This is a genomic window from Phytobacter palmae (genome assembly GCF_039409775.1).
GTDB classification, from domain to species: Bacteria; Pseudomonadota; Gammaproteobacteria; order Enterobacterales; family Enterobacteriaceae; genus Phytobacter; species Phytobacter palmae.
On sequence record NZ_JBCIVJ010000009.1, the window covers coordinates 109,593 to 122,323 of the forward strand.

Genomic DNA, 12,731 nt, shown 5'->3' on the forward strand with positions numbered 1-12,731 from the left:
CAGAGGGTGGCTTAAAAAGAGTGAAGCATATGCTCCAGAAAAGCGCGTACCGCAGGATTGGCGCGTCGGCTTTCATGCCAGACAGCCGAAATATCATGCCGCTCCACCGCAAAATCGCAGAGCAGGGGAATTAATTTTTTATCTCTTACCAGAGACGCGGCCATAAAATTTGACGCCATACCTATACCCGCACCGGCAACAACGGCGGCAATGACGGCTTCGCTGGTATCAGCAATGATTGTTGACGAAGGTACAATTTCTGTCTCGCGTTCCCCGACGCGAAACGGCCAGCGAAAGAGTTGCCCCGTATTTTGATAACGCAGATTGACTGTCGTATGTCCGGACAAGTCATCAGGATGTTGCGGAGGCGCGCAACGGGCTACATATTCAGGCGAGGCATAACAACTTATCTGGTAGGGTGGAAGGCGACGCAGCAGAAGGTTTGAATCAGCGAGTTCGCCAAGTCGAATGGCAATATCAATATTCTCATCAACGAGGTTTACTACCCGATCGCTTAAGCGTAAATCAATCGTCACTTTTGGATAAACGGCGCAAAATGCGGGAAGGAGAGGGGCAATCATATGGATGCCCACCGGTAATGATGCCGCAATGCGTAACACTCCCGCAGGCTCTGCGCGCGAGCGTTTCGCTACCTGTTCGATCTCTTCCGCATCCCGTAACAACCGCAAAGCTCGCTCATGCAGTTCACGCCCTTCGGCAGTCAACACCAGTGAACGTGTTGTTCGGGTGAATAAGGTGATGCCGAGCTGTTTCTCCAGCCGTTGAATACTTTTGCTGATTGCAGAGGGTGATACAGAAAGCGCACGGGCAGCGGCGCTATAGCTACCCAGAGCGCCTGCGCGAGCGAATGCAATGAGACCCGTGAGTCTTTCAAAACCGATTTGTTCCTTCATGGCATAAGTAAAGCGAAATCAGCCCCTATTATCAACCCTGACTAGTAATCATATGCTCTGTCATCTGAGGTTTTTTTGAGCGAGATGATAATGACTGAGATGATGAAAGCGGTACGGTTACATGCGTTTGGCGGGCCAGAAAACCTGATCTATGAAGATGCCCCCCGGCCACGCATGGGCAGCGACGATGTCCTTGTACATATGCAGGCCGCCAGCCTTAACCCGCCAGACTGGTATCTGCGCGACGGCTTTCGGACGCTTCCGCCTGAATGGCGGCCAGAACCCACTTTTCCACTCATTTTGGGGAAGGATATCTCAGGTGTCGTCGCGGCAGTCGGTAAAAATGTGACGGCATTTCGCACCGGGGATGAGGTCTATTCGATGGTGGGCTTTCCTGACAAAGTGATGACGGGCAGCGGCGCCTGTGCCGATTATGTCAGCGTTCCTTCATCAGAGCTGGCGCACAAACCCCGTGGTATTGGGCATGTGGAGGCTGCCGCTGCGCCAATGTCACTGCTCACGGCCTGGCAATTTCTTATCGAAACGGGGCATAACGCGGCAAATCCCTTCCAGCCTTTTGCACATAAGGCGGTGCCATTAAAAGGACGGACGGTGCTGGTCAATGGTGCCGGTGGCGGCGTGGGTCACCTTGCCGTGCAAATTGCCCGCTGGCAAGGGGCGAAGGTGATTGCCGTGGCGTCTTCACGCCATGAGACGCTGTTGCGTGAGCTGGGGGCGGATGAATTTATCGATTACACCAAAACAGCCGCTGAGAATGAAGTCAGAAATGTCGATCTGGTTCTTGATGCGGTGGGTGGGGCAAATATGGAACGTTTTCTGGGCTGCATAAAGCCTGGCGGGGCACTATTTCTGGTTAACCCGTTGGGTTTTACTGCACGGGAAGAGGCGGCGCAAAAAGGGGTGACGGTGTCGTCTACGCAGGTACGCTCCAGCGGCGCGCAATTATATGAAGCAGGCCGTCTTCTGGAAAAGGGGCTTGTCCGGGTCGTTATTGATAGCACCTATCCATTAGCAATGGCATCGGCTGCTCATCAGCGTGCGGCAATGGGGGGGATTCAGGGCAAAATTGTGCTGACAAACTTCTGATAATGGTCACCCCGGTTATGACTCACCGGCTAATACCCGGTGAGTTGATGAATAAATCGCAGGGCTATGCGCAGGTGATGCATGATTCTATAATTATCAACGGCTCCGGTCAGGCTGGTTAAACACAGGGCGAGTGACATCCGCTGTAAAACCAGATACATCGGTACGTTAATAAGGGCTTTGCCGGCATACAGTGAAGGTGTGATGGTTAAGAACAGAAGATCTCAGAACTATGATAACAACCGATGAGATTCGCTTTGCTGAATGGCAAATCTGGCCGCAGCTCAGGATTCTGTTGCACCGGGGTAAGCCGGTAAAAATTTCTGCCAGAGCGTTTGATGTTCTGGTTGTGCTGATAAGGGCTAACGGTAATGCGGTCAGTAAAGCGTCTTTACTGACTCAGGTGTGGGGAAATGAAATCGTCGAAGAGAATAATCTTCAGGCGCAAATTTCAGCTCTGCGCCGCCTGTTGGGTCGCGATCGGCATCTTCTTGTTACGGAATTTGGTTGTGGCTACCGCTTTAACATCAATAGCGTGCCGTTGCAGGCTTCCTCTGACCCGGAAATAACGATCCCGGTAGTCACCCCTTTTTTAAGCTCGATTTTAGGGCGCGATCAGGCGGTGCAGGAGGTCTGTGCCTTATTAAATCACCACCCTCTGGTGACGATAACCGGCCCGGGGGGAGTGGGGAAGACGCGTCTGGCATGGGAAGTTGTTAACAGCCAACACTCGCTTTTTGCGGATGGACTCTGCGTGGCTGAGCTGGCGCATATCACTGACGAAGCCAGCATGCTCTCTGTTTTTTCACAGGCACTACACCTGCCATTATCCGGCGTTCAGCATGATGCCGATTTACGCCAACAGCTTGCGCAGCGTCGGTGTTTGCTGCTGATTGATAACTGTGAGCATGTTACTGGCGAACTGGAACCGCTGATTACGCTGCTTCTGCGGCTGGCTCCCCGGATCAAATTACTGTTGACCAGCCAGGTGGCGTTGCAGATTGCCGGTGAGCAACAATATTTACTCCCGCCATTACAAGTCCCGGAAAAAGAGGCTATCGATAGCCCCGCGTTAATCTCTTTTCCCAGCGTGCGTCTTTTTATTGAGCGTGTGCAGGCCAATCAGCATGATTTCCAGCCCTCTGCCAGTGAACTGGCGCTGATTGGCGAACTATGCCGTCATCTTGATGGTTTGCCGCTGGCCATTGAACTGGCGGCTTCACGTCTGCCATTTATGAGTGTCCGGGAGATTTATAATCGACTGGAGGACCGTTTCCCATTATTGAGCAATACACACCGTTCTCTGGCGCCGAGACATCAGAAAATCGTGACGACCCTGGAGTGGACTTATCAGCTACTCAACGCCCGCGAGCAACGGTTATTCAGGATGCTTGGCATCTTTACCGACACATTCAGTGTGGAGTCAGTGAGTGATTTTCTGCGCACTAAGGACAACCATAGCTGGCAGGTTATTGACGACTTGCAGCGGTTGTTGTCCCTGTCACTGATTCAGGTCAGTAGTCAGACGCCTGTTACGCGTTTTCGCCTGCTGGAAACCATGCGTCAATTCGCATGCGCGAAGCTCAGGGAGGAGGATGAATACTCTGCGCTTGCAGCCGATTTTGCCAGTTACAATAAGGTGCTGGTGGAACAGGCACAAAATGAGTGGCTCAGGTTGCCAACGGAACAGTGGCGGCAACGCTATCGCCATATCCTGAATGACTTGCGAAGTGTATTACAGCAAACCCTGGCCGAGGGGCGTGATTGCGCAACCGGGCTTGCAATCTTGCAGGCTATGACGCCGTTCTGGATTGAATACTCACTCTATGACGAGTGTCAGCGTCATATTTATCCGCTGATATTTGAAAATAGCTCGCGGGTTGAATTGACGTTACACCAGAGAATGCATCTGTGCGCCGCAGCAGGTAAGGCATCAACCTGGGCCAGAGGCCCAACGTCTGAAACCCATTTAGCCTGGCAAACCGCGCTGACGCTGGCAGAAAAACTCGACGACAAAGAAATACGCCTGCAGGCGCATTACGGATTATGGCTGTATTGCCTGCGCACGGGCGATCTGGATAAAGCGCGTGAGCATGCGCAGTCTATGTGCGAACTGGCGCGGGAAATCAATGATGCGCAGGCCCATGCCGCCGGGCTGCGTATTCTCGGCGTATCCCTGCATTTTTCAGGTCAACATAGCGAAGGTCGCCAATATCTGCTGCAATCTCTGGCCTGGTACGAGCAGGAGAATATGAGTCATCCTTTCCGTTTCGGGCTTGATCAAGAGACCGCCGGTATGGCTTTTCTCTCTCGCTTACTCTGGGTTCAGGGGGAGTATAAGGCCGCGAAAAAAATGGCCTTACGCGGTGTTAAAAAAGCCGCGCGTTTGCAGCATGCCTGTTCTCTTTGTTGTGCACTGGCCGAGGGGGCCTGCATGACTGCGGCACTGGACCGTCATCCACGCTGGGTGATAAGGGCGGCAAACTGGCTGGTTCACCTGGCGGAAAAACATGATTTGTATTTCTGGAAGACCTATGGGGAGTTGTTTCTTGTCTGGGCTCAGCAGTTCAGTGATACCGATGTCAGTCAAACGACGCTGTTTAGCTCGCTGCGGGCGATGGGACTGGACTGGCAATATTCCCCTTTGTTATCCGAAATTGATGCCAGCCTGGCGCAGCAAATCGCCAGCCGGGAGCAGGAAAACTGGTGCGCGCCTGAGCTGATGCGTCTTTGCGCCACACAATTACCACCTCAGAAACAACGCTTGCTGCTGACGCAGGCTCTGGATAAAGCGCGGCAGCAACAGGCTCACGGTTGGGCCCTGCGTATTGCGTATTCACTGGCAACAGCGCAGGCCGCTGCCGGCGAAAATGGCGCGGCTAAACAGGTATTACTGGAAGCGTTACAGGGTGTCGATGTCTCAGACAGGACGACAGATGTCAGAAAGGCGTTGGCCCTGTATGCCCGAACCGCGCGTTAATATTTTCGTCTTACGGCAATAAACATCCCGCTGAGTACGAGCGCAGCCCCCGCTAAAGAAATCAGCGTCCAGTTATACCCGGCATGCAAAAACGAAACTGGGGACGTATCGTTAATATCTCCTCTATTGGCGGCATCTATCCTAACCCGCACCTTACCGTCTCACATGCCCTTAGCGCGGCCATCAACAACCTGACCCGTAGCTTAGCGCTGAGCGTGGCGCCGGAGGGCATTCTGGTCAATGCCATTGGCGTGGGCGCTGTTGCGACGGATAACTGGGCGCAGAATATGCTGCCGAATGTCCGTCTTCGTCGTCCTGAACTGGCGGAAAAAACGGACGAAGAGGTGATGGCGCTATTGGGCAAAGAGAAAACCCCGGTGGGGCGCTTTGGGCTTCCTGAGGATATCGCTGCGATTACGGCATTTCTTCTTTCTCAAAGAAATCAGTTTGTTACCGGACAAACAATTGAAGCGTCAGGCGGAGCAAATCGCTTTATGTGATCTCTTACCTTCCCTGAAACGCTATTCCCGGACGTGAAGCATTGCGTCTGGTTGAACCGCGCCGCCAGGTCGGTGCGGTTCGCCCCCCGGATATGGGGGAGGCCAGGCTAAGCGAATGAAGAGGATTGCCGGTGGGGATAACCCGAGTTGAAAAAGCTAACACAGTGCCGTTATTTTACATGTGGCTACGTTAGCAGAAGACAACGCGCGTAACCCAGGCTTTTCGCACATTGCTGGCGCCATTAATATTCTGAATGGTGAACGGCAAAAATCCGCAGAATGCTAATTAATAACATGCTGAGCTTTGATATTTCAAATATCCACAGATGGCAAAATATACTATATCTTTTGATTCGATATCAGGTAATTTGGGCTTAAATAACTTTGCAGGGTAATGATTATCACGATAAGAACCCAGTAATGTGCAGGCTTGCTCACATTATTTATGTAACATCATTTGTTTTACTGGAATATATTTTCTCTGGATCTTTTTTTCGATTTTTTCATTAAATTAAATTACGTAACTGACGATAAGTAAGTTGATGGCCAGGTTTTTCTGATTCCTCAAAAGAAATTAAAAAACTGCAATCGGACAAGAAGTAAAAATGAAACAATTTTTTGAAAATTAAAAAATCACCGAGGATACCGCTATGTCGAAGCTGTTACCGTCAATAAAAAATCTGCCTGTGGCTGCTAAACTGTTCGGCGGGTTTGCAGTTTTAATCCTGATTATTGTTTTGTCCTCCCTCATCAGCATTCAACAGTCTTTCAGTATTCGTGACCATGCGTTAAAGGGGAAATTAATCAACGAAATCAGCACCGATCTTAATACAGCTCGACGTAACCGTTTGACTTATCAATTAAATCATGATGAAAAATCGCTTCAGGCGAATAGAGTCGCCATCGAAAAGATGGATCAAAAAGCGATTACGGGGCTGGATTTTACCTGGGACAGCGATGCCCGTGTTTTATTTGATGAATTGCGCAGTTCTATTCCTGACTACGCCAGTCATCGGGATACCTTCGTTAAACTCGAACAGGCGACCGTCGGGAAAGCGCAGAATTTAACATCGCCGAATCTGAAAGCGGTACTGGATAAATTCAGCTCCCGCCTTGAGCAGCAGGAAAACGTTTCAAAGGATGAAGTCGCGTTACTTAATCGCCTTAATAGTCTCTGGGCCGCCGTTTATCAAATTCAGTCAACTGCCGGTAAGCAGGGGATGGATACCTTTAAGGCGCAAAACGATGAAGCGACGAAGATTGTACATGCTGAAAACATAAATCTTATCGCCGAAGACAAAGAGATGGCCCAGGCATTCCTTAACGGGATGCAGGAGAATGTCACCGCATGGGCGAGTGCTCAGAAAGAATCGCAGAATGCCGCTACAGAACTTACGGGCGTTGCAGAAAAAATTAATACCATCACTGCGGATTTAGTTTCGGGTCAGACTCAAAAGAACATCGATATTATTCAGCGTGTAATGATGATTATGGGCATTGTGGCCATTTGCGCAGTGCTGACAGGTTTACTGGTTGCCTGGCTGCTGACCCGGCAGATGACTCGCCAGATTAAACACAATTTAACCCTGGCAGAACGCATTGCCGAAGGCGATCTGACCGCCAACATTGTGCCGCAGTCAACCGATGAACTTGGTCGTCTGACAATGGCAATGGGCGTAATGAACGATAAGCTTCGTGACATGATCACCCAAATTAAGGAGTCGGTAATACACGTAGCGAATGCTTCGTCGGATATTTCCGCAGGCAATACTGATCTTGCCTCTCGTACCGAAGAGCAGTCCGCTGCGGTGGTCGAAACGGCAGCGAGTATGGAAGAGTTGACCTCAACGGTTAAACGCAACGCAGACAATGCGCGTGAAGCCAGCCAGCTCGCAGGCGTGGCGGCAGAGCATGCACGTTCCGGCGGCAAAATTGTCTGGGATGTCGTCAGCACGATGGAAACCATCACCGAAAGCTCCAACAAGATCACCGATATTATCAGCGTAATAAATGGGATTTCCTTCCAGACCAATATTCTTGCGCTTAACGCTGCTGTTGAGGCGGCACGCGCAGGTGAGCAGGGCCGCGGATTCGCAGTGGTGGCAGGCGAAGTAAGAAACCTTGCCCAACGTAGTGCGCAGGCCGCCAAAGAGATTGAAGGGTTGATAAAAGAGTCCGTGCAACGTGTGACAACCGGTTCAGAAATGGCCAATAAAGCCGGTTCGACCATGGAGCAGATTGTCTCCTCAGTCACCAATGTCAGTGGGATCATGAACGAAATCTCAAGCGCCTCAGAAGAGCAGAGCAGGGGTATCGATCAAATTGGCAAAGCGGTAACGGAGCTGGATTCCACGACCCAGCAGAATGCCGCGCTGGTTCAGGAGTCGTCTGCGGCGTCATTATCACTGGAACAACAGGCTGAGCAGCTGGCACAACTGGTTTCCGTGTTCAAACTGAATTCAGACACCACTAAGCCGAAATACGCACCCGCGGCAGCGCGTACCAGGGTTAGTCTGCGACCCGCAGCGTCAACGGCTAATGGCTCTGACTGGGAATCGTTCTGACATTCAGCCAATAAACACAGTGCCCTCTGATAGATGAGGGCACTGCTTCACATGCAATGCGAGACCCGAAATACGCCGGGCGATGCGTCTGGCTGTCGGTTGAACTCATTCTTCGGGAAGCGCAATCGCGTAGCCCCCCTCAGTTTTGAAAATCCCGGCAAACCCAACCTGGCCTAAATGCATGCCTGCAATCAGCCATTTTTCACGCACGGCCTGAGCAAGTATCTTTTTCCGGGTATCTTCGGCCTGAGCGGGATCGGCATCAAACAAGATGGTCGCGGCGGGTTGTGCTGTCTGAATATAGGGATAGTGAACGATATCGCCCCATATCAGTAAGCTTCTTTCATCCGAATCAATGCGAAACCCGCAGTGCCCGGGCGTGTGGCCCGGTAACCAGACCGGAGAAATTCCCTCAGCGATGTTCTCCTCGTTAAAGAAGCGGACATTGTGTGCATAAGTATCCAGCGTTTGACGGGCCAGTCTGAAATTACGCTGGCCGCGCTCACTCGCCATGTTTAGCTTTTCATCATCCCGCCAGTAATCCGCTTCGCGATAATGCAAAAGGAGTTTTGCATGTTCAAAGACAGGTCGTCTTTCAGCATCAAGCAGACCGCCAATGTGGTCCGGATGGCAGTGCGTTAATAATACGGTGTCCACATCGTCCTGGCTGACCCCGACGGCTGCGAGGTTGGTTTTAAGTTCTCCCCCTGCCTTGTTCAGACCGCCTGTACCGGCATCAACCAGAATGGTTCGCCCCCGGCCGCGGATAAGATAGCAGTTGATATGGATATTGCCCGGTTCTGCGATCCCGGCATGGTACTGAATGGATGCGGCATCCGCTGTTGCAATGCCTGAGAGTAAATCCAGACTGGCAGACATAAAGCCGTCACTTAGCGCCGTGACCTGAAAATCGCCAACCTGGCATGACGGGAAAGAGGAAGCGTTCATTTTTACCCCACAATTCGTGTTGTGCGTCCGGGTGCGAAGCTGCGAATGCGCGCCATTAACCCCCAGGCCTGTCGGCGAGAGAAAATGCCGCCTCCATTGTGGCGATAGGCCTCACAGTCAGACACATTCGCATCCTTCACCGTATGAAGGGCACGAAAGCGCTGAGACGAACGAAATCCGCTCACAGAGACCAGCGCCGGTACTTTTTCCTGACGATAAAATTCATTCCAGCCTCCCTCGCTCTGTGGCCCGGTATATGAGCACTTCACGAAATAGAACATTTTCCTGACTCCTCATGCATAAACAGCAGCCCATGGCCTGGGCTGCTCAATGATTTCTTCTCATGCTACGAGCTGTTTTTAACGCGATAAATCGATAATATTTCATTAATCAGTGACATTAACTCACTACATGGCGTTATCAGTGGCGAAGAAGAGTCTCGTTTATGCGCAGAAAAATACCCAGTAGCACTTCCCTGCAGGCGTTTGATGCCGCCGCACGACACGGCAATTTTGCCAGGGCCGCGGAGGAGCTCTCCCTGACAGAAGGGGCGATTAGCCGCCAGATAGCTCGCCTTGAATCTTTGCTCAACTGCAAATTGTTTGACCGTACGGGAAGCCGCGTAAAGCTTAATCCTGCCGGAACCCGCTATGCCCGTCATGTGCACGAAACCCTGGAGCGGCTCGAAAGGGATACCCAATACATCATGGGATTGCCAGAGGGTGGCCGGAGTCTGGATATTGCCGTCCTGCCGACCTTTTCCAGTCGATGGCTGATCCCCCGCCTGAAAGGCTTTACGGCATTGCACCCGGACATCAGCTTAAATATCGCGGCCAGCACCGACCCTTTTATTCTGACCGGAAGTGGCTTTGACGCCGTGGTTCATTTTGAGCATCCTGCCTGGGCTGGCATGCGCGTGCAGTTCCTGTTTCAGGAAACGCTGGTTCCGGTCTGTCATCCTTCGCTGTTATCAAAAGCGGATATTTTTCAGCAGTTAAATACCCTGGCGCGTATTCACAGACGGCAGAATCCGGAGGCGTGGCCTCTGTATGCACGGGAAAAGGGGATAAGCCTGGATAATCCGGGCCAGGGTGTACGTTACGATCTCCATGAGATGGCCATCGCCGCCGTTCTCGCGGGGCAGGGGGTGGCGCTGGTGCCACGGATATATGTCGAAAATGAATTGAAACATGGTCTGCTCGTCTCCCCCTGGCCGGAATCCGTAACCCTGAGCAAAAGATTCTGTTTAATCAAACCCGCTGAAACGGGAATGAATAACGCCGCAGTAGAGGATTTCGAGCGCTGGTTGCTTAATGAAATAGCGCCCCATCCCGAAGCCCCGGCGAAGGCGCCCTGACAAGCTACAAGCCCGGTCTCCTGGCTCAGTGACACTACAAATATTAGTGGTGATTCGCGATTATCTTGCTGTTGACCTCAAGTTAACTTGAGCTTTTATGATGCCAGCCACAAGTTGACACGGAGTTATTCTGAATATGCAAGATATTGATGTTGGATTTACCCATGTTGCCTTTATGGTCAGGGACCTGGACAAAAGTATTGCTTTTTATCGCCGCTATGCCGGCATGGAGGTGATACATCTGCGCGCACCCGACCTCCCTGATGCCCGTAAGGTCGCGTGGTTAAGCGATCATACACGCCCGTTTGCGCTGGTGCTGGTTCAGGCCGATACCGTGACAGATACGCCGCTGGGCCATTTTGGTCACCTTGGCGTCGCCTGCGCAACCCGCGAAGAGATTGACCGTAAAACGGAGATGGCAATAGCGGAAGGCGTATTACGAAAAGCACCGGAAAACCTGGGCGACCCCGTCGGTTATTATGTGTTTTTTGCCGACCCAGACGGCAATACACTAGAACTGTCATTCGGTCAACGCGTCGGACTCGAAGCGATCCAGGCTGAAAAGCGGGATGCCCGTTCACAGGAAAGATAAACAGGCAAAGAGCGTGCCGCCTCGCAGATTCTGGTTTGCGGGGCTTTCAACATAGTGATGCGCTAATTGCCCGGATAACTAAAGAGAAGAGAGGATACATGGCACTGGCGTTGCCGCTACACACCCGAAGATTGTTATTACGCGCACTGATACCCGCTGATTTGCCGCAGCTTGCGCGCTACCGTAACCAGCCGGAGGTGGCCCGATTTCAGAGCTGGGATCACTATACCCTGCATGATGCGCAGAAATTATATGCGCAGCAGTGTTCGCTGGCATTCAACAGCGAGGGAACCTGGTATCAACTGGCCGTTGAGCGACTGAAAGATGGGGCGCTGATTGGCGATCTTGGTATCCATTTCTTTGACGAGGGAAGACAGGCCGAACTGGGTATGACCTTTGATCTGCAATATCAGAAGCAGGGGTATGCCAGGGAAGCAATAAATAACCTTATTGCCCTGCTTTTTAATGAGTTTGCCAGGCATCGCCTCACTGCTGTCGTTGACACGCGCAACACATCGGCGGTGAATCTGCTGGAAAAGCTCGGTTTCCGCCGTGAGGCACATTTCCGCCAGAATATCTTCTTCAAGGGCGAGTGGGGCGATGAGTATCTCTATGCCCTGTTAAAGAGCGACTATTTGGCTTCTTTATCATCGCCCGGGTAAATCGTCTCCTGCGGCACATTCTTTTATCGGCAATCGACTCGTACAGTCGGTTGTCGGACAACATGCTTGCCGTATCTGCTGCCCGCAACCTGAAAAGAAATTCATTATGCCGACAGATGGTGTTATTTCACTGGCACAGAGGATCGCAGTTATGGTGATATGAGTAATCACTCATTAACAGGGCGAAGAGAATGCGTAACCTGCCACCGACTGCCACCCTGCGCACCTTTGAAGTCGCCACGCGCCATGCCACCTTTACCTCTGCCGCCGAAGAGTTGTGCATTACCCAAAGCGCCGTCAGTCATCAGCTAAAAAACCTGGAGGATCTGTGGGGCCTGCAACTTTTTCAGCGCGGTAAAACCCTGAGCCTGACACCTGCTGGCGCCGCGCTCGCGCCGCTGGTGCGCGAATTTTTCAGCAAACTGGAGACCACGCTTGCCGATCTGCGAGAGCAAAATGGCCGCGTGCGGTTGCGTGTAAATACCACCTATTCGTTTGCCCTGAAATGGCTATTGCCCCGTCTGCCAGCGCTGGCGCGGTTACATCCGGAGATTCTGGTGTCGCTGGACAGTTCGGATAAAGTCATCAATTTCGCGGGAACCGAATCCGATGTGGCCATTCGTTTTGGCCACGGTAACTATCCCGCGCTCTTTACCGAATTTTTGTTTCGCGAACAGATATTTCCGGTGGCCAGTCCGTCACTTTTACAACGTTTTGGCACCCCCACCGAACCCGCTGAGCTGTTGCGCTACCCGCTATTGACCCGTGACGGTGCTGACCTGGTGCCCAAATGGGATGCCTGGTTTGAGCAAACCGGCGTCAATATCAATGTCCTGCATGAGAGTGTGCGCTTCGCGGATACCAATATGACGATTGAGGCCGCGCTTCTCGGGCAGGGAATTGCGCTGGCGCGCAGCGGACATGTAGAAAAAGAGATTGCCGAAGGGACGCTGATTCGACTTTTCGACATCCGCTTTCCTTCACCGGCGGCCTACTATTTTGTCTGCCCGCAGGGGATCGAGACGCAGGCGCACATTATCAAGTTCCGCCAGTGGTTGCTGGACGCGTCTCTCCAGGCGCAGCGGCATTATCGATAAAGTATGAGCA

11 protein-coding genes are annotated in these 12,731 nt (G+C 52.0%); 8 read left to right on the forward strand and 3 right to left on the reverse strand.

Annotation, left to right across the window (positions count from 1 at the left end; translation table 11 throughout):
• Positions 1-11: 11 nt before the first annotated feature.
• Positions 12-914 (reverse strand): LysR family transcriptional regulator, encoded by a 903-nt coding sequence (locus AAIG39_RS12950; RefSeq protein ID WP_090084912.1) that lies wholly within the window; start codon positions 912-914, stop codon positions 12-14.
• A 90-nt stretch (positions 915-1,004) separates the two neighbouring features.
• Between AAIG39_RS12950 and AAIG39_RS12955 the strand changes: the two genes are divergently transcribed.
• The 4 genes from AAIG39_RS12955 (at position 1,005) to AAIG39_RS12970 (ending at position 8,065) form a co-directional block, all read left to right on the forward strand.
• Positions 1,005-2,021 (forward strand): NADP-dependent oxidoreductase, encoded by a 1,017-nt coding sequence (locus AAIG39_RS12955; protein ID WP_343194036.1) that lies wholly within the window; start codon positions 1,005-1,007, stop codon positions 2,019-2,021.
• A 232-nt stretch (positions 2,022-2,253) separates the two neighbouring features.
• On the forward strand, positions 2,254-5,001 hold the full coding sequence (locus AAIG39_RS12960; RefSeq protein ID WP_343194037.1) for an ATP-binding protein: 2,748 nt from the start codon (positions 2,254-2,256) through the stop codon (positions 4,999-5,001).
• Between the two features lie 83 nt (positions 5,002-5,084).
• The gene (locus tag AAIG39_RS12965; protein WP_343194038.1) at positions 5,085-5,501 is read left to right on the forward strand and encodes an SDR family NAD(P)-dependent oxidoreductase; all 417 of its coding nucleotides are present in this window, start codon (positions 5,085-5,087) and stop codon (positions 5,499-5,501) included.
• Between the two features lie 650 nt (positions 5,502-6,151).
• On the forward strand, positions 6,152-8,065 hold the full coding sequence (locus tag AAIG39_RS12970; protein WP_343194039.1) for a methyl-accepting chemotaxis protein: 1,914 nt from the start codon (positions 6,152-6,154) through the stop codon (positions 8,063-8,065).
• Between the two features lie 105 nt (positions 8,066-8,170).
• Here the strand turns inward: AAIG39_RS12970 and AAIG39_RS12975 are convergent, their stop codons facing one another.
• Both AAIG39_RS12975 and AAIG39_RS12980 read right to left on the reverse strand, forming a co-directional pair.
• A complete protein-coding gene (locus AAIG39_RS12975) occupies positions 8,171-9,013 on the reverse strand; it encodes an MBL fold metallo-hydrolase (protein WP_343194040.1) in 843 nt (280 codons plus the stop codon).
• Between the two features lie 2 nt (positions 9,014-9,015).
• On the reverse strand, positions 9,016-9,294 hold the full coding sequence (locus AAIG39_RS12980) for a hypothetical protein (protein ID WP_425503310.1): 279 nt from the start codon (positions 9,292-9,294) through the stop codon (positions 9,016-9,018).
• A gap of 164 nt (positions 9,295-9,458) precedes the next feature.
• Here AAIG39_RS12980 and AAIG39_RS12985 point away from each other — a divergent pair, with 164 nt between their 5' ends.
• The 4 genes from AAIG39_RS12985 to gcvA all read left to right on the forward strand — a co-directional run bounded on the left by AAIG39_RS12985 (position 9,459) and on the right by gcvA (position 12,721).
• Entirely contained in the window at positions 9,459-10,370 is a 912-nt protein-coding gene (locus AAIG39_RS12985; protein ID WP_343194041.1) for a LysR substrate-binding domain-containing protein, read from the forward strand.
• A 136-nt stretch (positions 10,371-10,506) separates the two neighbouring features.
• Positions 10,507-10,962, forward strand: a complete 456-nt coding sequence (locus AAIG39_RS12990; RefSeq protein WP_090084896.1) for a VOC family protein — start codon at positions 10,507-10,509, stop codon at positions 10,960-10,962.
• 104 nt (positions 10,963-11,066) lie between these two features.
• Positions 11,067-11,624, forward strand: a complete 558-nt coding sequence (locus AAIG39_RS12995) for a GNAT family N-acetyltransferase (RefSeq protein ID WP_343194082.1) — start codon at positions 11,067-11,069, stop codon at positions 11,622-11,624.
• A gap of 191 nt (positions 11,625-11,815) precedes the next feature.
• Complete coding sequence (gene gcvA / locus AAIG39_RS13000) at positions 11,816-12,721, forward strand: transcriptional regulator GcvA (protein ID WP_343194042.1); 906 nt, start codon at positions 11,816-11,818, stop codon at positions 12,719-12,721.
• Positions 12,722-12,731: the final 10 nt, after the last annotated feature.